The 22,585-nt window shown below is 34.2% G+C and carries 23 protein-coding genes and 3 pseudogenes; 25 read left to right on the plus strand and 1 reads right to left on the minus strand.

What is annotated here, in order from left to right:
• Positions 1 to 33: 33 nt before the first annotated feature.
• The 5 genes from rpsO to recA all read left to right on the plus strand — a co-directional run bounded on the left by rpsO (position 34) and on the right by recA (position 6,511).
• Positions 34 to 297, plus strand: coding sequence for a 30S ribosomal protein S15 (gene rpsO, locus C8269_RS00600; RefSeq protein ID WP_199792137.1), 264 nt, complete (start codon positions 34 to 36; stop codon positions 295 to 297).
• Positions 298 to 338: 41 nt separating this feature from the next.
• Positions 339 to 2,486, plus strand: a complete 2,148-nt coding sequence (locus tag C8269_RS00605) for a polyribonucleotide nucleotidyltransferase (RefSeq protein ID WP_106459958.1) — start codon at positions 339 to 341, stop codon at positions 2,484 to 2,486.
• 75 nt (positions 2,487 to 2,561) lie between these two features.
• The gene (locus C8269_RS00610; protein ID WP_106459959.1) at positions 2,562 to 4,829 is read left to right on the plus strand and encodes a DNA translocase FtsK; all 2,268 of its coding nucleotides are present in this window, start codon (positions 2,562 to 2,564) and stop codon (positions 4,827 to 4,829) included.
• Positions 4,829 to 5,359, plus strand: a complete 531-nt coding sequence (gene pgsA, locus C8269_RS00615) for a CDP-diacylglycerol--glycerol-3-phosphate 3-phosphatidyltransferase (RefSeq protein ID WP_106459960.1) — start codon at positions 4,829 to 4,831, stop codon at positions 5,357 to 5,359. The genes C8269_RS00610 and pgsA overlap by 1 nt, the downstream gene beginning before the upstream one ends.
• Positions 5,360 to 5,452: 93 nt before the next feature.
• On the plus strand, positions 5,453 to 6,511 hold the full coding sequence (gene recA / locus C8269_RS00620) for a recombinase RecA (RefSeq protein ID WP_106459961.1): 1,059 nt from the start codon (positions 5,453 to 5,455) through the stop codon (positions 6,509 to 6,511).
• 45 nt (positions 6,512 to 6,556) lie between these two features.
• On the opposite strand, the gene C8269_RS00625 is transcribed toward recA, so the two are convergent.
• The gene (locus C8269_RS00625) at positions 6,557 to 7,591 is read right to left on the minus strand and encodes a DNA polymerase IV (RefSeq protein WP_106459962.1); all 1,035 of its coding nucleotides are present in this window, start codon (positions 7,589 to 7,591) and stop codon (positions 6,557 to 6,559) included.
• Between the two features lie 71 nt (positions 7,592 to 7,662).
• Between C8269_RS00625 and C8269_RS00630 the strand changes: the two genes are divergently transcribed.
• The 20 genes and pseudogenes from C8269_RS00630 (at position 7,663) to C8269_RS00720 (ending at position 22,443) form a co-directional block, all read left to right on the plus strand.
• On the plus strand, positions 7,663 to 7,911 hold the full coding sequence (locus tag C8269_RS00630) for an RNA-binding S4 domain-containing protein (protein WP_106459963.1): 249 nt from the start codon (positions 7,663 to 7,665) through the stop codon (positions 7,909 to 7,911).
• Entirely contained in the window at positions 7,901 to 8,392 is a 492-nt protein-coding gene (locus C8269_RS00635; protein WP_106459964.1) for an FtsB family cell division protein, read from the plus strand. The genes C8269_RS00630 and C8269_RS00635 overlap by 11 nt, the downstream gene beginning before the upstream one ends.
• Positions 8,376 to 9,737, plus strand: coding sequence for a tRNA lysidine(34) synthetase TilS (gene tilS / locus C8269_RS00640; RefSeq protein WP_106459965.1), 1,362 nt, complete (start codon positions 8,376 to 8,378; stop codon positions 9,735 to 9,737). The genes C8269_RS00635 and tilS overlap by 17 nt, the downstream gene beginning before the upstream one ends.
• Positions 9,727 to 10,296 carry a hypoxanthine phosphoribosyltransferase gene (gene hpt, locus C8269_RS00645; protein WP_106459966.1) on the plus strand — a complete coding sequence of 190 codons (570 nt, stop codon included), beginning with the start codon at positions 9,727 to 9,729 and terminating at the stop codon, positions 10,294 to 10,296. Before tilS ends, hpt begins: the two co-directional genes overlap by 11 nt.
• Positions 10,297 to 10,335: 39 nt before the next feature.
• The gene (locus C8269_RS00650) at positions 10,336 to 10,827 is read left to right on the plus strand and encodes a DUF986 family protein (RefSeq protein ID WP_106459967.1); all 492 of its coding nucleotides are present in this window, start codon (positions 10,336 to 10,338) and stop codon (positions 10,825 to 10,827) included.
• Between the two features lie 61 nt (positions 10,828 to 10,888).
• Positions 10,889 to 11,680, plus strand: coding sequence for a type III pantothenate kinase (locus tag C8269_RS00655; protein ID WP_106459968.1), 792 nt, complete (start codon positions 10,889 to 10,891; stop codon positions 11,678 to 11,680).
• Positions 11,658 to 12,656, plus strand: a complete 999-nt coding sequence (gene dusB, locus C8269_RS00660) for a tRNA dihydrouridine synthase DusB (RefSeq protein WP_106459969.1) — start codon at positions 11,658 to 11,660, stop codon at positions 12,654 to 12,656. The genes C8269_RS00655 and dusB overlap by 23 nt, the downstream gene beginning before the upstream one ends.
• A complete protein-coding gene (gene greA / locus C8269_RS00665; protein ID WP_106459970.1) occupies positions 12,625 to 13,098 on the plus strand; it encodes a transcription elongation factor GreA in 474 nt (157 codons plus the stop codon). Before dusB ends, greA begins: the two co-directional genes overlap by 32 nt.
• Positions 13,099 to 13,107: 9 nt before the next feature.
• Positions 13,108 to 15,021, plus strand: coding sequence for a lysine--tRNA ligase (lysS, locus tag C8269_RS00670; RefSeq protein ID WP_106459971.1), 1,914 nt, complete (start codon positions 13,108 to 13,110; stop codon positions 15,019 to 15,021).
• A 63-nt stretch (positions 15,022 to 15,084) separates the two neighbouring features.
• Positions 15,085 to 15,366 (plus strand): CD1845 family protein, encoded by a 282-nt coding sequence (locus tag C8269_RS00675; RefSeq protein WP_094208758.1) that lies wholly within the window; start codon positions 15,085 to 15,087, stop codon positions 15,364 to 15,366.
• 84 nt (positions 15,367 to 15,450) lie between these two features.
• Positions 15,451 to 15,558: pseudogene (locus C8269_RS11130) on the plus strand (replication initiator protein A); the annotation flags it as partial.
• A gap of 81 nt (positions 15,559 to 15,639) precedes the next feature.
• The gene (locus C8269_RS00680; RefSeq protein ID WP_442778137.1) at positions 15,640 to 16,362 is read left to right on the plus strand and encodes a replication initiator protein A; all 723 of its coding nucleotides are present in this window, start codon (positions 15,640 to 15,642) and stop codon (positions 16,360 to 16,362) included.
• Positions 16,359 to 17,186: an ATP-binding protein gene (locus C8269_RS00685; protein ID WP_106459972.1), complete on the plus strand. Its 828-nt coding sequence runs from the start codon at positions 16,359 to 16,361 to the stop codon at positions 17,184 to 17,186. The genes C8269_RS00680 and C8269_RS00685 overlap by 4 nt, the downstream gene beginning before the upstream one ends.
• A pseudogene (locus tag C8269_RS00690) lies at positions 17,179 to 17,664 on the plus strand (PcfB family protein). Before C8269_RS00685 ends, C8269_RS00690 begins: the two are co-directional and overlap by 8 nt.
• Positions 17,661 to 18,395 carry a BRO family protein gene (locus tag C8269_RS00695; RefSeq protein WP_106459973.1) on the plus strand — a complete coding sequence of 245 codons (735 nt, stop codon included), beginning with the start codon at positions 17,661 to 17,663 and terminating at the stop codon, positions 18,393 to 18,395. Before C8269_RS00690 ends, C8269_RS00695 begins: the two are co-directional and overlap by 4 nt.
• Positions 18,388 to 18,726 (plus strand): annotated as a pseudogene (locus C8269_RS00700) (VirD4-like conjugal transfer protein, CD1115 family); the annotation flags it as partial. The gene C8269_RS00695 and the pseudogene C8269_RS00700, both read left to right, overlap by 8 nt.
• Positions 18,727 to 18,786: 60 nt before the next feature.
• Positions 18,787 to 20,628, plus strand: a complete 1,842-nt coding sequence (locus C8269_RS00705; RefSeq protein WP_106459974.1) for a recombinase family protein — start codon at positions 18,787 to 18,789, stop codon at positions 20,626 to 20,628.
• 80 nt (positions 20,629 to 20,708) lie between these two features.
• On the plus strand, positions 20,709 to 20,909 hold the full coding sequence (locus C8269_RS00710) for a transposon-encoded TnpW family protein (protein ID WP_106459975.1): 201 nt from the start codon (positions 20,709 to 20,711) through the stop codon (positions 20,907 to 20,909).
• Positions 20,910 to 20,994: 85 nt separating this feature from the next.
• On the plus strand, positions 20,995 to 22,005 hold the full coding sequence (locus tag C8269_RS00715; RefSeq protein WP_106459976.1) for a DUF4300 family protein: 1,011 nt from the start codon (positions 20,995 to 20,997) through the stop codon (positions 22,003 to 22,005).
• A 117-nt stretch (positions 22,006 to 22,122) separates the two neighbouring features.
• Complete coding sequence (locus C8269_RS00720) at positions 22,123 to 22,443, plus strand: DUF3847 domain-containing protein (protein WP_106459977.1); 321 nt, start codon at positions 22,123 to 22,125, stop codon at positions 22,441 to 22,443.
• Positions 22,444 to 22,585 lie beyond the last annotated feature (142 nt).

A 22,585-nucleotide genomic window follows, 5' to 3' on the forward strand; every position in this document is an offset into this window, starting at 1 on the left:
CGGTAAGGCCAAATCAAATATACGGAGGAAATTATGAACGCAGAACAAAGACAAGAAATAATCAAAAACTACCAATTAGACGAAAAAGACACAGGCTCACCAGAAGTACAAATCGCTATCCTATCAAAAAGAATAGCTGACTTAACTGAGCACTTAAAAGCAAATAAAAAAGATCACTCTTCAAGACGTGGACTATACAAGATGATTAGACGTAGAAGAGGTATGCTTACTTATCTAAGAGACAATGATATCGAAAGATATAGATCAATTGTTGAAAGACTTGGACTAAGAGGTTAATTACTGGCGGGGATAACCCGCCTTATTTTATAGGAGATTAAATGATCAAAAATTACAACTACACTTCAAAAAACGGATACGAATTAGAAGTAACCATAGGTAAGTTTGCAGAACAAGCCAATGGAGCATGCTACATAAAAAGTGGGGACACCTCCCTTCTAGTAACAGCAGTAGCAAGTGAAAAACCAAGAGATGGTATAGATTTTTTTCCACTTATTTGTGATTTCCAAGAAAAACTATACGCTGTAGGAAAGATTCCTGGAGGCTTTCTAAGAAGAGAGGGTAAGGCAAGCGATGGAGCAACTTTGATCGCTAGACAAATGGATAGGCCTCTTAGACCACTTTTCCCAGAAAATTACTACAATGACGTACAAGTTATAGCTACAGTCCTATCAATGGACCATGACCACCTTCCAGACCCACTAACAACAATAGGTGCATCAATTGCTCTAGGTATCTCAGATATACCATTTGACGGACCAGTTGGGGCTTGTATGGTTGGAAAAGTTGATGGCAAGCTAATAGTAAATCCAAAAGAAGAAGATAGAAAAAAATCTGACCTTGAGTTAACTGTAGCTGGTAAAAAAGGCGCAATCAACATGGTAGAAGCAGGAGCAAATGAGCTTGATGAAGCTGAGATGCTTGAAGCAATGCTACTTGCCCTAGATGAAATAGGTGATATTTCTGACTTTATCCAAACAATCATAGATGACATTGGTAAGGAGAAAAAAGAAGTAGAAGCTCACGAAGAGACAGAACTTGATAGACTAATTTCAGAAAACTTCGAAGAAGAAATCAAAAACTCAATCAGAACAACAGATAAGACTGAAAGAGAAGATAACATCTTTAGGATAGAAGAAGAAGCTAAGGAGAAATTCCTTGAAGCCTATCCAGAAAGCGAAGATGAAATCCATAGAAGAATAGATGATATCATGAAAAAAGAAGTAAGAAGAATGATATCAATCGATAAGATAAGACCTGATGGCAGAGACCTTACTGAAATTAGGCCTCTATCTGCAGAAGTTGAAGTGCTTCCACGTGTACACGGATCAGGTTTATTCCAAAGAGGCCAAACACAAGTTTTATCTGTAGTAACTCTAGGTTCTCCAGCAGATAGTCAAATAATTGATGGCCTAAATGTAGAAGATATACAAAAAAGATACATGCACCAATATAATTTCCCACCATTCTGTGTAGGAGATGTTAGACCATTAAGAGGACCAGGTAGACGTGAGATAGGTCACGGCCACCTAGCTGAAAGAGCCCTTGTCCCAGTATTACCAGATGAAAAAGACTTCCCTTACACAATAAGAGTCGTATCAGAAGTATTATCATCAAATGGTTCAAGCTCTCAAGCTTCAATCTGTGGTTCAACCCTTTCCCTAATGGATGCAGGTGTTCCAATCAAAAAGCCAGTAGCAGGTATTGCTATGGGTCTAATCAAGGAAGATGATTCTATATCAATTCTTACAGATATCCAAGGCCTAGAAGATCACCTTGGCGATATGGACTTTAAGGTAGCAGGTACTCGTGATGGTATCACAGCCCTACAAATGGATATGAAAATATCAGGTATAACAAAAGAAGTTCTTGAACAATCTCTAGCTGATGCAAAGGATGCTAGATTTAGAATACTTGATGTCATAGAAAAAGCTATAGATAAGCCAAGAGCAGAACTTTCAGAATATGCACCAAGACTTTACACAATAGACATAGACCCAGATAAGGTGCGTGAAGTAATTGGTTCTGGTGGAAAGACCATAAATAAGATTATTGATGCAACAGGTGTAAAGATTGACACAGAAGATGATGGTCATATAACAGTAGCAAGTGATAATGGAGCAAGCGGTAAGAAGGCTATAGAGATGATAAAGGCAATAGTTACCGATCCAAAACCAGGAGATATATACGAAGGAAAAGTCGTAAGAATTATGAACTTTGGTGCCTTTGTTGAAATTGCTATCGGTAAGGAAGGTCTCTTACACATTTCACAAATTGCCCACCATAGAGTAGGCAAGGTTGAAGATGAACTAGCTATTGGCGATACAGTAAAAGTTAAGGTTACAGAAATTGACAGACAAGGTAGAATTAACCTTTCAAGAAAGGCCCTTTTAGAAAAGCCAGAAAAAGCTGAAGCCTGGCCAGTAGATGAATCACCTTATAAGAATGATAAAAAAGAACAAAACTAGTAATTAAAAAAATATACTGTCCTCTGGGCAGTTTATTTTTTGCCCTTATTACTATATAATAATAATGAGGTTAATATGACAAATAAAAATCAAGGAAGGGTAAGGAAGAAGTCATCTTCCAGAGCCCCTAACAAAAGTAAACAGAAAAAAATTAGAGAAAAAAATTTCAACCTAAAGACCTTTTCTATTGTTATGATGGGACTTGCGGTATTTTTATTTATCTTTATCATCTCATCAAACACAGGTTTTTTGGGAGATAGGATAGGCGATATATTTGCCAAGCTTTTTGGAAAACTTTCAATATTATTTCCACTTGGCTTATTTGTATCCTTTTTCATGGTTTATAAGGGAATATTTAAGCGAAACTTATCAAGGATGCTTCTCATTTATGGAATATTTCTATTAACCCTTGCCATCCTTTCTAAAGACTTTGTAAGAAATGAATTAGCCTGGTCTGTAGAATACTCAGCCTTCAAAAAAAGCCTAGGAGGTGGATGGTTTGGTGGATTAGTAGGATTCTATATTCTAAACTTCATCGGTCCACTTGGCCTATATATCCTTTATATAACACTTATAGGTTCATTTATAATAAATGTAAGTCCATATTCCTATAGGGAATTTTTCCTCAAAATTAGGGATGGCTTTATTATTCTAGGACTTGGAATCAAACACTTGACTATAAAGACTTATAATAAATTCAAGGTGTTTTTAGCTGATAAGAGAGAAGATAGGCAAATCCAAGCTAAGGAAGAACCAAGAAAAATTCCAAGGCTTGAAAAAAATCCTGATCAAGAACCACGAAAAGCTGTAAAAAGAAGAGTGGCTCAGAAAAAAGAGCCACAAGCTAAAAATATAGAAATAATCAATGATTACAAGTCTAAGCAGGTTGAATTTGCAGACCTTAATGAAGATTTAAAAAGAGAGTTTTCAAACTATTCTTATCCATCAGTTGATTTATTACATGATATTGACACGGATAAGGGAATTGATAATGACGAAATCAGAGAAAAGGCTGAAATAATCGAAGAAACCCTCGAATCCTTCGGCATAGAAGGAGAGGTTGTCCAAATAGATGTGGGACCAACAGTAACCTGCTATGAACTAAAACCACAAAGAGGGGTCAAGGTTTCAAAAATTGTAAATCTTGCAGATGACCTGTCCCTATCCCTTGCAACATCAGGCATAAGGATAGAAGCCCCAATACCTGGCAAATCCCACGTAGGAATAGAGGTGGCAAATGATACAAAGGAAATGGTTGGATTTAAGGAGATAATTTCATCAGCAAGCTTTATTAAAAGCAAGTCAGCCATACCTTTTGCTATGGGTAAGTCCATATCTGGTGAGGTAATTGTATCAGCAATTGAGAAGATGCCCCATCTTTTGGTATCAGGTGCTACAGGATCAGGTAAATCTGTTTGTATCAATACTATAATCATGTCTATTCTATACAAGCATTCACCAGATGAGGTCAAACTTCTTTTGATAGATCCAAAGGTTGTAGAATTATCAGTTTATAATGGGATTCCTCATTTGATAATGCCTGTTATAACTGATCCTAAAAAGGCTGCAAGTTCCTTGTTTTGGGCGATTTCTGAGATGGAAAAAAGGTATAAACTCTTTGAAGAGCACCATGTAAGGGATATAAAGGGTTATAAAAAGGCAAGCGAGACTGACGAATCTATGGAAAACCTACCTTATATAGTTGTTATAGTAGATGAGCTTTCAGATTTAATGATGACAGCTGCAAGTGAGGTAGAAGACTACATCACAAGGCTTGCCCAAAAATCAAGGGCTTGCGGTATACACCTTATTATAGCGACCCAAAGGCCAACAGTAGATGTAATAACTGGTACAATTAAGGCCAACATTCCATCAAGGATATCTTTTGCTGTAACAAGCCAAATAGATTCAAGGACAATCCTAGATGCCCAAGGAGCAGAAAAACTTCTTGGCAAGGGCGACATGCTCTACCTATCATCTGATGCCATGAAACCTGTAAGAATCCAAGGCGCCTTCGTATCCGATGATGAAGTTTTAGATGTGGTTGACTTTATAAAAAATAATTCAAAAGCTGATTATAATGAAGAAGCCATTGAAAAGGTAGAAGAGAAGACCAACACCGAGGAGCTAGAAGATGAAGATGAGCTTTTAGATGAAGCTATAAGGCTAATTATCGAGGATAATACAGCAAGTGTATCCATGCTTCAAAGAAAGCTTAAAATCGGCTATGCAAGAGCTGGTAGGATAATTGATCAATTAGAGCAAAAGGGACTTGTAGGGGGTTATGAAGGAAGCAAACCTCGCAAGGTCTTAGTTGATAGAACATATTTGGAGGAAGATTAATGAATATAGCAAATAAAGTAACTATGGTGAGGTTATTTTTAATACCAGTTTTTGTCATAGTTTACTATTACTATGGCACATCCTATAATGTAGCAGCTATAATATTCATAATAGCATCCCTAACAGATGCCATTGATGGACACTTAGCAAGAAGTAGAAATCTAATTACAAACTTCGGTAAATTTGTAGATCCACTTGTAGATAAGGTATTAACTCTTGCAGCCTTTATAGTACTTGTAGAAAGTAAAATAATTCCCGCTTGGGCAGTAATAATAATTGTAGCAAGAGAGCTAATAATTACAGGTTTTAGGACTCTTGCAGCTGATATGGGTATAACCATAGCGGCAAGTGTATGGGGCAAGGCCAAGACCATAAGCCAGATGGTATCCTTAGTCCTCTTGCTTCTAGAAAGTGAATTTACCCATATGATTGGAATATACGTATTTTACCTAGCAGTAATCCTTACAATTATATCTGGCCTTGACTATATAATTAAAAATAAAAAGGTCCTAGACCTAGAAAATATTTAGAAAAACTATATTTTTTACAAAAAAACTTTAATAAAGAAAAAATAAGTATATAATAGTACTAACGATTAGACATTTAATGTATAAGGAGAAAATATGGATAAAGAAAAACAAAAAGCCCTGGACCAAGCTTTTAAGCAAATAGAGAAAAAATACGGAAAAGGTTCTGTAATGAAGATGGGAGATGCTCCTAAGATTGAAATTGAAGCAATACCAACTGGAGCTATCAACCTTGATATAGGTCTTGGTATAGGTGGTCTTCCACGTGGTAGGGTAATAGAAATCTATGGACCAGAATCATCTGGTAAGACAACCCTAGCCCTTCACGTAATAGCTGAAGCCCAAAAGCTTGGTGATACTTGTGCCTTTGTCGATGCTGAACATGCTCTAGATGCTGAATATGCTGCAAATCTTGGTGTAGATATAGACAATCTTATCATGAGTCAGCCAGATACAGGTGAGGCAGGACTTGATATAGCTGAAAGTCTTGTAAGAAGTGGGGCGGTTGGCCTAATTGTAATAGACTCTGTAGCAGCTCTAGTACCAAAGGCAGAAATCGAAGGAGAAATGGGAGATAGCCATATGGGTCTACAAGCTAGACTTATGAGCCAGGCCCTAAGAAGACTAACAGGTATCATTGCCAAATCAAATACTACAGTTATTTTTATTAACCAATTAAGAGAAAAAATTGGAGTAATGTTTGGAAGCCCTGAGACAACAACAGGCGGCCGTGCCCTTAAATTCTATTCATCAGTAAGACTTGATATAAGAAGGATAAAGACCATCACTGAGGGAGATAACTCAATTGGATCTCGTACAAGGGTCAAAATTGTTAAAAACAAGGTAGCCCCACCATTTAAGGTAGTAGAATTTGATATAATGTATGGTAAGGGAATCTCTAAAGAAGGAGTACTCCTAGATACTGCGGTAGATTTAGATATAATAGACAAGGCAGGATCATGGTTCTCCTACGGTGACCAAAAACTTGGCCAAGGTAGGGAAAATGTAAAGAAAATGCTAGAAGATGATCCAGAATTTGCCAAAGAAATCGATGCTAAGGTAAGAGCGGCCTTCAAAAAGGACGCAAAAGCTGAAGACTCATCAGAAGAAGCCGAAGAAGATAAACAAGAATCATTACTTGAAGATAAAGAATAAAAGAAAAACCAAGTCATCCACAAAAATGGATATGACTTGGTTTTTTTATAAAAAGGTAAGTTGGTCAATGTCCCTATCCGATAAATTTGAAAGGGAAATACCGATAAGCCTTAGATATTCACCTTCAAAAACCTCATCAAAAAGACTTATCGCTTCATTGTAAATATCACTTGCCTTATAAATGGGCTCCTGAAGTGTATAAGACCTGGTTCTGTTTTTAAAATACTCATCTTTAAGTTTGATAGAAACGGTCTTAGCTTGGATTTTCTTATCATCCATCTCTTTTTCAATGAGACTTGCAATCTTTTTAAGATAGGATTTAAGGAGAATTTTATCATTGGTATTCTTACTTAGAGTCCTCTCCTTGCCGATAGACTTTCTAAGTCTTGAAACTTCAATCGGTCTATCATCAATTCCCCTAATTACATGGTAAATATAATCCCCACCCTTGCCAAAAAGGTCTTCTAAAAAGACCCTATCAAGTTTTAGAAGGTCACAAACCTTATAAATCCCAATTTGATTAAGCTTGGAAGCTGCTTTCTTACCAATGCCGTGGACCTTTCCAACAGCAAGGTCTGGTAAAATTTTATCAGCTTCTTCTTTATCAATATACTTTATTCCAAAAGGCTTATTCCAGTCAGAACCGAGCTTGGCAAGAAACTTATTATAGGAAATACCGATGGAAATTGGAATGCCAGTCTTATCTATGATTTCCTTTTGTAAGTCCTTGGCAAAGGAAATTGGGTCATCCAAATAAATTTGTATATAGGACTCATCTATTGAAACTTGCTCGTAGATTCTAGAATAGGACCTAATTATACCAAAGACCTCCCTGGACTTTTTCCTGTAATAATCATGGTCAACAGGGACAAGCTTAAGGTCAGGACAGAGGTCCCTTGCGATAAAAACAGGCATAGCAGAGTGGATGCCATATTTTCTAGCCATGTAATTGGCAGTCGTAATGATAGACTTATTTGTAAGGCCACCCACAGCCATAGGAATATTTTTAAGTTTTGGATTTCTAAGCTCCTCGCAGGATGCGTAAAAAGCATCGCAGTCGATGTGAAATATGTACTTCATACCTATACTATACTAATTTTTGGCTAAATACCTATTATTGAATAAGATATAAGAAAAAGTACAGTTATGTTATGAGAGTAGATAAATTTTTAAAGAATTCAAGAATAATTAAAAGAAGACAAGTAGCAAAAGAAGCTTGTGAAAACGAGAGAGTAAAGATTAACGATAAAATAGCAAAGCCAGGCAGCGAGGTAGAAATAGGCGATATAATTGAAATAACCTTCGGTAAATCTGTTTTAAAGGCAAAAGTTCTAAGCCTGATAGAAGGAGCTAAGAAAAATAATGCCGAGAGCATGTATGAGGTAATAGATGGCGAATAATAGGAGAAAGGCTAGGAAAAATTCCTACCTTAAGCAAAGAGGCAAGAAGAATAAGAGGTTTTTGCTAACAGCCTTTGGTCTTGTGATTTTTTCTGTAATTGGCTTTTATTTTTTAAATTCAAATTTAAATGCTGATATGAATAAACTCGACCAAGATATAGTTTCTAGCAAGAAAAAGCTTGAAAATGTCAAAAAAGAAATCGATAGCCTAAATAAAGACTACGAAAATAGGAATACTGACCAATTTAAGGAAAAAGTCGCTAAGGAAAAACTAGGTATGGTCAAGAAATCTGAAGTCAAGGAAGAAAATTCAGGCGTAATCAATAAAATTGACCCAAATGATAATAAAGAAGGTCAAGAAAATAATGAATTAGTAGCAAATCCTGACCAAGGCCAGGGAGTAGATCCTAATAATGAAGTAGAAAGCCAAGAAAATACAGAAACCAAAGAGAATACAGAAACAAATGAAAATGGAAGATAGGTTTTTAGAAACTATTAGAAAACATCAGCTAATAGAAAAAGGCGACACGATAATTGTTGGAGCAAGCGGTGGACCAGATAGTCAATTTTTAATCTATATGCTAGATAAACTTAGAAAAGAAATTGACTTTGAGATAGTACTTGCCCATCTTAACCACCTCCATAGGAAAGAGGCCGCAAAGGATGAAGACCTTGTAAGAAATACAGCAAAAAATCTTGGCCTTAAATTTTTCTCAGAAGCAAGGTCTATGGATGATTTAGCAAAGAAAGAGAAAATTTCATCAGAAGATGCAGGTCGCAGGCTGAGATATGATTTTTTTAACCGCTTAGCAGGAAAATTTCCGCATTCAAAGATTGCAGTTGCTCATAATAAGGATGATCAAGCAGAAACTGTCCTTATGAGGATAGTAAGGGGAACAGGCCTAGATGGCTTAAAGGCCATGGCTTATAGGTCTGGAAATATTATAAGACCAATTCTAGATATAAAGAAGAAAGATATCTTAACTTATTTAGGTAAAAATAACATCCCCTACGCAATAGACCACACTAATTTTGAAGCAGACTACACTAGAAATAAGATAAGGCTAGAAGTAATACCTCTTCTAGAGGAGATAAATCCTAGATTTATTGACCAAGCAGCAAGACTAAGTGACCTTGCCAAGGATGACCTTACAATCATAGATGATACTATAGGAGAGATTTTTGATAAAATATGTGATAGGTCAGTTAGGGCAATAAAATTTAGAAAAAATGATTTTGAAAGTTTAAGAAAGCCCTACCAAAATAGGCTCATAAGACTTGGGATTGAAAAGTTAAAAGGGACTATCAAGGATATTTCAAAAGATAATATAGATGAATTTTTATCTCTAATTACTCTTGCCAATGGCAAGGAAATAATAAAGGATGATCTAAGATTTAGAAAGTCTTACGACTATTATATTTTAGAAGATGCCAAGGACTTTAAAAATGAAAGCGTCTATGATTTATACGCCGAAGATGAGATTGACTTTGATGGTAAAATCATAAAATCAAGTATAATTAATAGTAAGATTTACACAAGGGATAGATCAAAGGCTTACTTTGATTATGATAAGCTTAAATTTCCCCTAAAAGTTAGAACTAGGCGAAATGGCGATAGGTTTATCCCCTTAGGAAGTAAATCTAATAAGAAGCTTAAGGACTTTTTTATCGACCAAAAGATAGATAGGGCTAAAAGAGATAGACTGCCAATAATTTTATCGGATGATAAGATTATATGGATAACAGGTCTAAGGATGAGCGGAGAATTTAAGGTCACAGACCTTACGAGCAAAATACTACAAATCGAGGTATATGATGAAGATTGACAGCAATGATCTTATAGAGAAAGTACTCATTGATGAAGAAAGTTTGAACAAAAAGATAAGAAAATTAGCTAATACTCTAAATGAACATTACGCAGACAAGGACGAACTAATTCTAGTTTGCATCCTAAAGGGATCAGTGATGTTTGTAAGCGAGCTAGCTAAATATCTAAATGTAGAATGTAAGATGGAATTTATGTCAGTTTCATCCTATGCTGACAATACTTATTCTTCAGGCAATGTTAAAATCTTAATGGATTTAGACATGGATATAAAGGATAAGGAAGTACTTATTATAGAAGATATAATAGATACTGGCTACACCCTAAAGAAGGTTAAGGAGAACCTACTTCAAAGAGGTCCAAAGGATTTAAAGATTATAACACTTTTAGACAAACCTGAAAGGCGTGAAGTTGACTTAAAATCTGACTGGGTTGGCTTTAAGATACCAAATGAATTTGTAGTAGGTTTTGGTCTTGACTATAACCAATTATATAGGAATCTTCCTTATATTGGCGTAGTTAAAAGATCAGTATACGAAGACATAGAAGAGATGAAATAGGTCGCTTGGCCTATTTTATTTTGAAAGAAAGGAGAATATATGGGAAGTTTTGACAATATGATACTAATTTTATACGGGGTAATAACTGTATTTTTTATCTATAGGATTTTTAAGCAACAAAGAGATAAAAAACACCTTGGGAGTGATATAAAGTCCTTCAAAAGACCAATATCAAGCATGGAAGCAATTTTATTTTCCATTCTAATTGTAACAGCCATTGTAAATTTATACCAAGGTTATAAGGTTTCAAACAAAAACTCAATGATGGTAGCATCCATAATGATAGTTCTTGCTCTAGTATTTGCAATTTATTCAACCACAAAGCTTTATATAGCAGATAACGGTATGCTCATAAATACAGGCTTTGTAAGCTTTAAAGAACTTAAAAAATGGGGCTTTGACCAAGAAAGAGGAGACCTTGTTATGGCTATCAAAAAAGATGGCAATACAAATAGGGAATCCACAAAGGTAAGAAAAGAAGATATAGAAGAGATAAACGACCTAATAAGAAAGCATAAATTAGGCAAATAATCTTGAAAAAACGTCTAAAAACCGTATCATATAAGAGTTAAACAAGTAAAAAGGGGATTATATGTTACTGGTTATAGATATTGGCAACACAAACACTGTAATAGGTGTCTATGATGATGAAAATTTAAAGGCTAGATTTAGAGTGGCAACTGACTTGAAAAGCACCAGCGATCAATTAGTTGCTACTTTATTTAATATGTTTATGATTCATGGCTTTGATATAAAAAATATCAACGACACAATCATATCATGTGTAGTACCAGATGTGCTCTACAATTGGCAATCTGCAAATAGGAAGCTATTTGACAAGGAAGCTAAGGTAGTAGATCATACTACCTACACAGGAATTAGCATAGCCTACGAAAATCCAACAGAGGTTGGGGCTGACAGGATAGTAGATGCTGTAGCAGCCTATGAAAAATACGGCGGTCCATCCATAGTAGTGGATATGGGTACAGCCATAACCTTAGATGTTATAACAGGTGATGGTAAGTATCTTGGTGGATCAATTGCCCCTGGCATAAGGATTGCCCAAGATGGATTATTTGGAAAAACAGCTAAGCTGCCAAAAATAGAGCTTAAACAACCAACTACAGCCATCACAGAATCAACATCAGAAGCCATCAACGCAGGAATTGTAATAGGTTATATAGGAATGATTGATAAGTTAATAGAGACAATAGAAGATGAAATCATAGAAAGACTCGGTATCAAAAGAGAAGATATCAATGTCATAGCTACTGGTGGATTTTCAGAATTAATTTCTCAATCAAGTAAATATATAGAAACCATAGAACCAGATTTAATGCTTGAAGGGCTTAAAATAATCTATGACAGAAATATTAACAGATAAAAAAATAATGCTAGCTCCTCTGGCAGGAGTCACAGATACAGCCTTTAGGATAATATGTGAAAGGCATGGGGCAGATAAGACCTTTACTGAAATGGTATCAGTCAACGCCCTAGTCTATGACAACAAGGCCACAGAGGATATCATGTACATATCAGATTTAGAAAAAAAGGCCAACATTCAAATATTTGGTTCTGATATAGACAAGATTAAAAAGGTAGTTGAGGAAAAAATAAATCCCCTTAAAAATATTGAGGAAATATCCTTTAATATGGGCTGCCCAGCTCCAAAGATTTTTAATAATGGCGAAGGATCAGCCCTTCTAAAAGATCCTAGAAAAGTTTATCAGATTACAAAGGCACTTAAAGAAGCAACTGATAAGAAGATAAATATCAAATATAGGCTTGGCGTAGATGATGACCATATAAATTATCTAGAAAATGGTAAGGCCATGGAAGAGGCAGGAGCTGACTATCTAATCCTTCATGGAAGGACTAGGAAGGCCATGTATTCAGGAAAGGCCGACTGGCATGCTATTGGAAAGCTTAAAGAAGCTGTAAAAATACCGGTAATTGCAAATGGTGACTGCTTCAGCGTAGAAGATTTTATAGAAATTATTAATACAACAAAAGCTGATGGAGTCATGCTTGCCAGAGGTGCAATGGGTAATCCGTTTATATTTTCTTATATAAAAGACTATATAAAAACTGGTTCTTACACAAAAGCAAGTTTTGATGATATAATAAATCAGATAAAAGATCACTACGAACTTGCCCTAAGATTTAAGGATGAAAGACTTGTAATAAATCAAATGCGCAAGCATGTTGGCTGGTATATAAAAGGCCTATATATGTCTAGCGAATACAGAGATAGGGTAAATAAGATATGTACAAGCAAGGAAATTTTTGACCTGCTTGACGAATATAAAGAAAAATTAGGTGAATATAATGACAGAGAAAAAAGAAGTAATATTAACTAAAGAAAAATTAGAAAAATTAGAAGATGAACTAGAGTATTTAAAAACCAAAAAGCGTCCAGAAATGGCAGAAAAAATCAAGATTGCTAGAAGCTTTGGAGACCTTTCAGAAAATGCTGACTACGATGAAGCAAAAAATGAACAGGGTGAAGTAGAATCTAGGATAATGAAAATTGAGGATATGATCAGAAATGCCAAAACTATCGAAGTAGTAGAAAACTCTGATATAGTTGGAGTCGGAAATACTGTAAGGCTTTTTGATGAAGAATTTGAAGAAGAAGTAGAATACAAGATAGTAGGAACAGCTGAATCAAATCCTCTTGAAGGATATATTTCAAACGAATCACCAGTTGGAGAAGCTATTATTGGCCATAAGGTTGGCGATAGGGTAGAAGTTGAAACTCCAAATGGTAAAATGTATTTTGTAATTAAAGGTATTAAATAAGGAGAGAAAATGGCTGATAACACACAAGATTTAAATGAAATGCTTCAGATCAGAAGAGAAAAGCTCCATGATCTAAAAGAAGAGGGCAAAGACCCACACAGAATAGTAAATTTTAAAAACAGAACAGACTCAAAAGAAATCAAGGATAACTTTGATAAATATGAAGATCAAACTGTAAGAGTAGCCGGTAGAATTCTTGCCAAAAGAGGCCACGGAAACATGAGCTTTATGGATGTGCAAGATGAATCTGGCAGAATTCAAGTAGTAAATAGAAAAAATGTTATCGGCGATGACTTCAAATATGTCAAAAAATACGATATCGGTGATATAATCGGTGTTGAAGGAAAGGTATTTAAAACCAACCAAGGTGAAATATCAATAGAAGTAGCAAAAAGCGACCTTTTAACCAAGGCCCTACAAATGCTACCAGAAAAATGGCACGGCCTAAAGGACCCAGATTTAAGATATAGACAAAGATATGTAGACCTAATAGTAAATCCTGAAGTAAAGGATGTATTCATGCAAAGGTCAAAAATCATATCCGCAATCAGAGAATTCTTAGATAATAGGGGCTTCTTAGAAGTTGAAACTCCAATCCTAAATACAATAGCAGGTGGAGCTACAGCTCGTCCATTTATAACCCACCACAACACCCTTGATATAGATATGTACCTAAGAATAGCAAACGAGCTTTACCTAAAAAGACTTATCGTTGGTGGCTTTGATAGGGTATATGAAATAGGCAGGATGTTTAGAAACGAAGGAATGGATGCAACCCATAACCCTGAATATACCGCTATGGAATTATACCAAGCATACGGAGACTATGAAGACATGATGGAAATCACCGAAAACATGGTTGAATTCATTGCTAAAAAGGTAAAGGGCACAACTGTAGTAGAATTTGATGGCCAAGAAATAGAACTAAAGGCTCCATGGAAGAGAATTCCAATGATAGAAGCTGTCAAAGAATATTCTGGTGTAGACTTTAATGAAATTAAAACTGACGAAGAAGCAATAGCTATTGCTAAGGAAAAGGGTGTAGAAGTTAAGGAAACAAGGGGAGAAATCATAGCAGAATTCTTCGATGCTTATGTAGAAGAAAACCTAATCCAACCTACTTTCATAACTGATTACCCAGTAGAAATCTCACCACTAGCTAAAAGAAAGAACGACGACAGAAGCCTAACCTATAGATTTGAGGCCTTTATTTCTGGAGCAGAAATAGGCAACGCATTCTCAGAGCTAAATGATGCTGAAGACCAAAAGGAAAGATTCCTAGACCAAGTTAGAAAAAGAGAAGCTGGCGATGATGAAGCCCAAATGATGGACTATGACTTCGTAAATGCCCTAGAAGTAGGACTTCCTCCAACAGGTGGACTTGGAATTGGTATCGACAGACTAATAATGATCTTAACAGGCCAACACTCAATTAGAGACGTCCTACTATTCCCAACAATGAAGCCAATAGGCTTAGAAAAGGCAGAAAATGGGGGTTTGTCAAAAGAAACTTACGAAATTTACGACAAACTTACGACAGAAGAAATTGACCTTTCAAAAGTGAAAGTTGAACCATTATTTGAAGATATGGTAGACTTTGAAACTTTCTCAAAATCTGATTTTAGAGTTGTAAAGGTTAAAAACTGCGAAGAAGTTCCTAAGTCAAAAAAACTATTGAAATTTACATTAGATGATGGTTCTGAAAAAGAAAGAGTTATTTTATCTGGTATTAAGGAATATTACAGCGCAGAGAGCTTAATTGGAAAGACACTACTTGCGATTTGTAATCTTCCTCCTCGTAAGATGATGGGAATCGACTCAGAAGGTATGATTATATCTGCAATTTGTGAGTACGACGGAGAAGAAAAACTTAACTTAATAGTGTTGGATGATAATATTCCAGCAGGATCAAAATTATATTAAAGAACACGCTAATTATGAAACTGGGGTTTGTTACGAATCCCAGTTTAATTTTTAGGGGTATGTATGAGATGGATAATTAGAATAATTTTATTACCGATAAGATTAGTGTTGAGTTTGCTCATAGCTTTTTTCACTTTTATATTAAGTTTGAGTACTGCGTTGTTAAGCGTAGTTTCTACTTTAATTTTTATAATTGGATTAGCTAGCATATTTCAAGGAGATAAGCAAATTGTAATTGAAGCACTAATATTAGCATTTTTATTTAGTCCATTTGGATTACCTAAATTAGGTATATATGTTATTGGATTATTAGAATTATTAAAATATACAATAAACTCAATTTGAAGAAAAATAAATATTAGACAATCGTAGACGATAGAAAGTAATAATTCTGTCGTCTTTTTTTTATTTCAAAGAAAGGAGGTAAGGATGAATTTTGATTATTTTTATAATAGGCAATCTGAAATGTATAACTTTATTAGGTTACCTATGGTATTAATGGAAGATGAGATTTTTGAGAGCATTTCTATTGAAGCTAAAGTTTTGTATTCATATATGCTTAATCGAATGGGTCTTTCATATAAAAATGGCTGGATAGATGAAGACGGAAAAGTTTTTATTTACTACACAATAGAAAGTATAAAAGATCAATTTAATTGTGCCAGTGAAAAAGCNAAAGTTTTGTATTCATATATGCTTAATCGAATGGGTCTTTCATATAAAAATGGCTGGATAGATGAAGACGGAAAAGTTTTTATTTACTACACAATAGAAAGTATAAAAGATCAATTTAATTGTGCCAGTGAAAAAGCAAACAAATTAATAGCTGAACTTGATATTAAGTCAGGAATAGGACTGATTGAAAAGAAAAGACAAGGACTTGGAAAGCCTAATAGAATTTATGTTAAAGACTTTATGAGCATATTTAATAATATGGAATTAAAAAATCAAGAAGTTCGAAAAACAAAATTCCAGAAGTTCGATAATCGAAATTCAAGAGATTCGAATATCGAAAGTCAAGATTTTCGAAAATCGGAAGGTAACTATAACAATATTAGTAATAATGAGTTAAGAAATAATGATTTTAATAAAGGGCAAAAGCCTTATGGAATATATAAAAATATATTTTTGACTGATGAAGAATACAAGGACTTAACAAATGAGTTAGAAAGCAGAATTAGTGAGTACATTGATAGATTATCATCGTATATGAAAGCAAACAACAGAGTTTATCAAGATCACAAGGCAACGATAATCAATTGGTATCTTAATGATCAAGCGAAAAGCATGAATGACAAATCAACAAGAAAAATGAATTACGATATAGGAGAGAGTTTATGAAAAACTTAAAAGATTTTGTATTAAGAGAAAATGATATTGAAAGAAATGGACATATCTATTGCAAGGTATGCGGTAAAAGAGTTGATGGAGAATTACTTGACCTTGGATTTACAAAGTTTATTCCAAGAATTAAATGTGAATGTGAAATAAAAAGAGATAAGGAAAATGCAGAAAGAGAAATATTAACGAGAATATCATCGCTAAAAAGAGATTGTTTTTCATCGCCAAACCAACACCAATATACTTTTGAGAAATTCCTAAATGAAAAAGGTCAAGCTTACAAGGTTGCTTACAATTATGCTAAAAGTTTTGAACAAATGAAGGAAGACAATGTTGGACTTTTATTTTATGGAGATGTTGGCAGTGGAAAAACTTACCTTGCTTGTGCAATAGCAAATGAATTAATCGAAAGAACACAAGTTAGAGTTAAGATTTTGAATTTATCTCAGGTAATAAATCAAATACAAAAATCTGCATTTAAGGTTGATTCAAACGAAATTATAGATAACCTATCAAATATTCCATTGTTAATATTAGATGACCTTGGAATTGAAAGGGATACATCTTATGCAAGAGAACAAGTATATAACATTATAAACTCAAGATACTTAAAGGGTAGGCCGACAATTTTTACTACAAACTTATCATTGGAAATTATTCAAAATCCAAACATTGACCTTGAGTATCAGAGGATATATTCAAGAATACTTGAAATGACAATACCAGTTAAAGTTACGGGAGAAGATTTTAGAAGAAAAATCCATCAAGAGAAGTTAAGAAAATACAAAGAGTTACTTTTATATGGAGGTGGAATAGATGATTAATGAAGAAGTATCTAGGTCGAGTCTTAATCTTGAAGTCAGGCTTGCAAAAGCAACAAGTAAAGCAATTCTTGATGCCTTAAAGAAAGTACACAAGCAAATAGAAGAACAAGGAGGCTTGAAAAATGTAATAAAAAACAATGGAGAAGAAGTAAAACTAAAAGATATGGTTAAAAAGGGACAGTTAGAAGAAATTAATCTAAAAGATCCTGAGTTAAAAGAACTAAAGAAAATTTTAAATAAACATGGAGTGAAGTTTTCTATTATGAAAGATAAGGAAACTGGCAACCACTCTGTGTTTTTTTAATCTAAGGATATAAAAGTTATGGAACACGCCTTTAAAAAAGCAGTTAAGGCTTCTGAAAGAAAGGCCGATAGAAAAGATTCAATAACGAAGACTATAAATAAGTTTAAAGATATGGCTAAGGATACCATTAGTAAAGATAAAGTTAAAAATAAACATAAGGAGCAAAGCTTATGATAAGTAATTTAAAAACATTTGAAAATAAGAATTTTGGAAGACTCACTGTTATAGAAAAAGACGGTGAGTTTTTCTTTATAGCAAATGAAGTAGCAACTATGTTAGGTTATGTTAATCCAAGAAAAGCTATTTATGACCATGTAGATGAAGAAGATAAGGGTGTAACGAAATGGAACACCCCTGGAGGAATACAGAACATTTCAATAATTAACGAATCAGGATTGTATTCACTTATCCTTTCATCAAAACTACCACAAGCAAAAATATTCAAAGCTTGGGTAACTAGAGAAGTTTTACCGAGCATTAGAAAAAATGGAGGATATATAGCTGGTCAAGAAAAGAAAACTAACGAAGAGCTACTTGCAGATGCAATTCTTGTAGCCAATAGAATTATTGCCGAAAGAGAAGAAGAGATTGAAGAATTAAGACCAAAGGCAGATTATTATGACAAATTAGTAGATTATAACCTACTTACAAACTTTAGAAATACTGCCAAAGAGTTAGGAATACCACAAAATCAATTTATAAGTTTTCTAATGGATAAGGGATTAATTTACAGAGATAAGAAAAAGAAACTCTTACCTTATGCAGATAAGAACAAGGGATATTTTGAAGTAAAAGAATGGATTGATCCACTAGGTACACTTGTAGGAATACAAACATTAATAACACCAAAGGGAAGACACTACCTACTAATTTTATTAGATAGTGAAGGTTTCTACGATGAATAAGATATTAGAAGCCATTCTTTCTGATATTAAAAACCTAATTAAAATAGACAACCCAAAGAAATTTATATTATCAAACATTCCCTATCTATCATTCTTCTACATTGGAAATATTTTTTCTAAGCACATCAATTCTTATGTAGGAGGAGATATTATTGATAGAATAATGGTGGGAATTTCTGATATAGGAACTTTATCCTATATACCAAGTATTAATCCAAGGGACTTATTAGTAGGTATTTCAGTTGCTGCCATTGTTAAGCTAATAGTATATAGCAAAGGTAAAAACAAAAAGAAATATAGGCAAGGCAAGGAATATGGATCTGCAAGATGGGTTGCATAATATTAACTGAACAGGAGTGATATATAGACACGAGAAAAGGAGGATAATGCCATGATAGAATATCACAATAAAATTACAGCACTATACTCCCGCCTTTCAGTTGGTGATGAAGATAGAGACGGTGGCGAGAGTAATAGTATTGTAAATCAAAAAGCCTTTTTAGAAAGGTATGCAAGAGATAAAAAGCTGATAAACATTCGCCACTATATCGATGATGACGAAAGCGGTAGGTTCTTTGACCGTTCAGCCTATACACAGATGATAAACGATGTAGAACAAGGCAAAATCGGTATTGTCATCATGAAAGATATGACAAGATGGGGAAGAGATTATCTTCAAGTCGGAAACGCTATGGAGATATTTCGAAGAAACAATGTACGCTTTATCGCCATCAACAACGGTATAGATAGCATAGACCAAAATACATTGGAATTTGCTCCCTTTATCAACATCATGTCAGAGTGGTATGCAAGAGACATCAGCAAGAAAGTAAAGACGGGAATTAAGACCAAAGGAGCAAACGGAAAGCCTGTTGCAACAGAAGCCCCATACGGCTATATAAAAGACCCTGAGAACAAAGATTATTGGATAGTCGACAAAGAAGCTGCCGAAGTTGTAAAACTCATTTTTAGGCTATTTATGGAGGGAAAAAACAGAAATCAGATAGCTGTTTACCTGAAAGAAAAAGAAATACTAACCCCAACCTTTTATATGAAACAACAAGGCAGAGGAACAGCAAAAAACAAACCATTAAACGAAGAAAATAGATATAACTGGAACAAGGCAACTTTAACACGCATACTGAAAAGACAAGAGTATTGTGGCGATGTAGTCAACTTCAAGACCGAAAAGCATTACAGAGATAAGAGAAACCATTATGTAGATAAAAGCAAATGGCAGATAACAGAAAATGTGCATGAGCCGATAATAGATAGAACTACCTTTGAAAATGTAGAGCGTATGTTAAAAAACGCACCTGTAAAAAGACCAAACGGAGACGGAGAAATTCACGCACTTTCAGGCTTGATGTACTGTAAAGATTGCGGAACAAAAATGCACATTCGCACCATACACAAAAACGGAAAAGTACAGCATGTAACCTATTGCAGTGAATATGCCAAAGGAAAAGCAAAGCACCCTAAATGCAACTCCCCACATCGTATTGATGTAGATGAAGTTATGGAAAACATCGCAGAAGTCTTGCGAAAAATAGCACAGTATTCCTTAGAAAATAAAACAGAGTTTGAGAAACTTGTAAAGAAAAGTCTGTATAAAGAGCAGACCGAGGAAGTCAAGAAAAATCAAAAGCGTATGCCACAAATCACAGATCGAATGGAACAGATAGAAAGAGTGATGAATAAACTCTATGAAGATAATGCACTTGGAAATATGGATACAGAACGCTATGAGCAGTTATCAAGAAAGTATGCAGAAGAATACTACACCTTAAAAGGAGAAAAAGAAGAAATCAAAGAACGCTTATCCGAATGTGAAAATGCAAGTCAAAGGGCAAAGAAATTTATCAGACTTGCAGAAAGCTATTCAAACTTTGAAGAACTTACCCCTACCATTATCAATGAGTTTATCAGTAAAATCGTAGTGCATGAAAGAGATGTAAAAAGAGCAAAATATGTAGTTCAGCGAATAGAAGTTTATTTTAACTATATCGGCAAATTTGAAAATGAACTCACAAAACAGATAGAGCCTACAGAAGAGGAAATGCTACAGATGAGGGAAGAAATTGAAGAAGCAAAGAAAGAAAAATCACGAGCCTATCATAGAGAATATTCAAAAGCATACCGAGCCAAAAACCTTGAAAAGTGCCGAGAGTATGAGAAATTAAAAGCAAGAGAATACAGAGCAAAAAAGAAGTTACTACAGGCAACAACTTAAAACTAAATATCAACCAATCGCAAAAAAGATTTCCTAATCACAGGAAATCTTTTTTTGTGCAAGTCGAGAGGAGGAACTAAATGGCAGAAAATACGAACACTCAAGTAAACGAAACACACGAAGAAGAACAAGAAGAATCCCAAAAGCCTGACGGCATTCTTACAAAAAAGATAAATGGAAAGACCTTTGTAACAGAGATATATTTTGACAAAAAGAGCAAGGAAACTTTTCAAGATAAGTTATTCAAAGTAATACATTCTAAAGGGGATAGTAACGAGTAAGTGGGAAATATGGCAGTAGAAAAAATGCCTAAAAAATGATATAATATTAATAATTGTATTTGAAAAGGAACTTGATTTAAAAACGATGGAAAATGTAAAAACAAAAAAAATAGTAATTTTAATGTTATCTCTTTTATTAGTAGTAAATATTTTTGGTGGATGTTCAAATAAACAGAATTTAGCTAACGAAACGAATAATGAAAATCAGATACTTGAAGAAAAAAACATATCTAAAATTGAGGACAAAACTAATAAAGGGTTAACATATTCAAATTTAAATAGTGAAATGGCACTTAACGAAATTAAATCGGTATTTAAAAATTCAGGGATTGATAATAAATCTGTTGATAAAGTTTTGGAATGGGTGAACGATTATAATGCAGTAATGAATAATTGCGAAGCCTTTTCTTTAGTTGGAGATTTTACTACAATACAAGATAAAACTGTCTATTATAGCGATTATCCTACAATGTCAAGAGAGTGGTTTAGAAAAAATAATAGAGATTATTTTGATGTGCTATGTAGAATTGTTGCTTTTGAATTAAATAAAGAAAACATTACGATAAATAAAACATTGCCAAGAGAAAATTTTGCTTGTTGGAATGAAGATGAATCGTGGCTGTATAGTGATGGAGTGACTATTTTTGGCAGAGAACCTGTTGAGGGTGATAATACAAAATTGGAGCCGTTTCCGCTGTTAGATTGGAATAATGAAGATATAGAAAAGTATTTTACACTTTTTAATCCCATAGAAATTAAAAATAATTGTACTGAAGAGGATATGTCAGAAGCAATAAATAAAAGATTTGAGGAGTACGGTGTTTTATTTAAAGAAAATTCTTATTCTCTTGTAGGGCTTTGGATTCAGTCTGGAAATCAAATCGCTATGGCTCATTCTGCAACACTATTTGAAATGAAAAATGGTTTTCTCTTATTTGAAAAGGTCAATCCTGAAGAACCATATGTAGCAGTAAAATTTTCTAATATAGATGAAATGAAAGTATATTTATATGAAAGAGTTAAACTGCAAGATAAGGAATATGGTGATGAAATCACAGATAAGTATGTTATAACAAAAAATAATAAAGTTATATGATTAAAAAAGTTTTTTCTTATCACTAACGAATTAATAAAAAGCTAACACAGAAACAGTAAATCGAAAAAGGTTTACTGTTTTTTATTGCCCAAAATTAGAAAGAGAGGAAACGAGAAAATGAAAAACATAGAAGAAAAAATCTTAATGGCAGATGAAGAAATCAAGCAGTTGCAAAACAAAAGAAAAAAGCTCATCAGTCAGCAGAAACAGGAAGAAAGAAAAAAGAGAGATAAAAGGATATATGAAAAAGGAGCAGTTTTTGAAAGTATATTTACAGAAAGCAAGAACTTAACCAAAGATGAATTTTATCAGCTCATCACATCTCTAATTCGTAAAGAAGAAGCCAATCTCAAAATACAAAAAATCATAGAAAGCAGAGAAGAAACAGAAACTCAAAACATAGAAAACCAAGAGGAAGAAACGGAGATAGAGGAATAGTCCCTTGTTTACAAGGGCGCACATATACACCTTAACAGGTGTGTGCGTTCTCCGAAGGCTCTTAGCAGAGGGCATATCAGCTCACGCTGATAAAGGGGAACTACATTCCCCTACGGAAATAAATTTCCTACCCCTTGTGTAC

Origin of the sequence: Anaerococcus sp. Marseille-P3915, assembly GCF_900258475.1 — a bacterium.
Classification (GTDB): domain Bacteria; phylum Bacillota; class Clostridia; order Tissierellales; family Peptoniphilaceae; genus Anaerococcus; species Anaerococcus kampingae.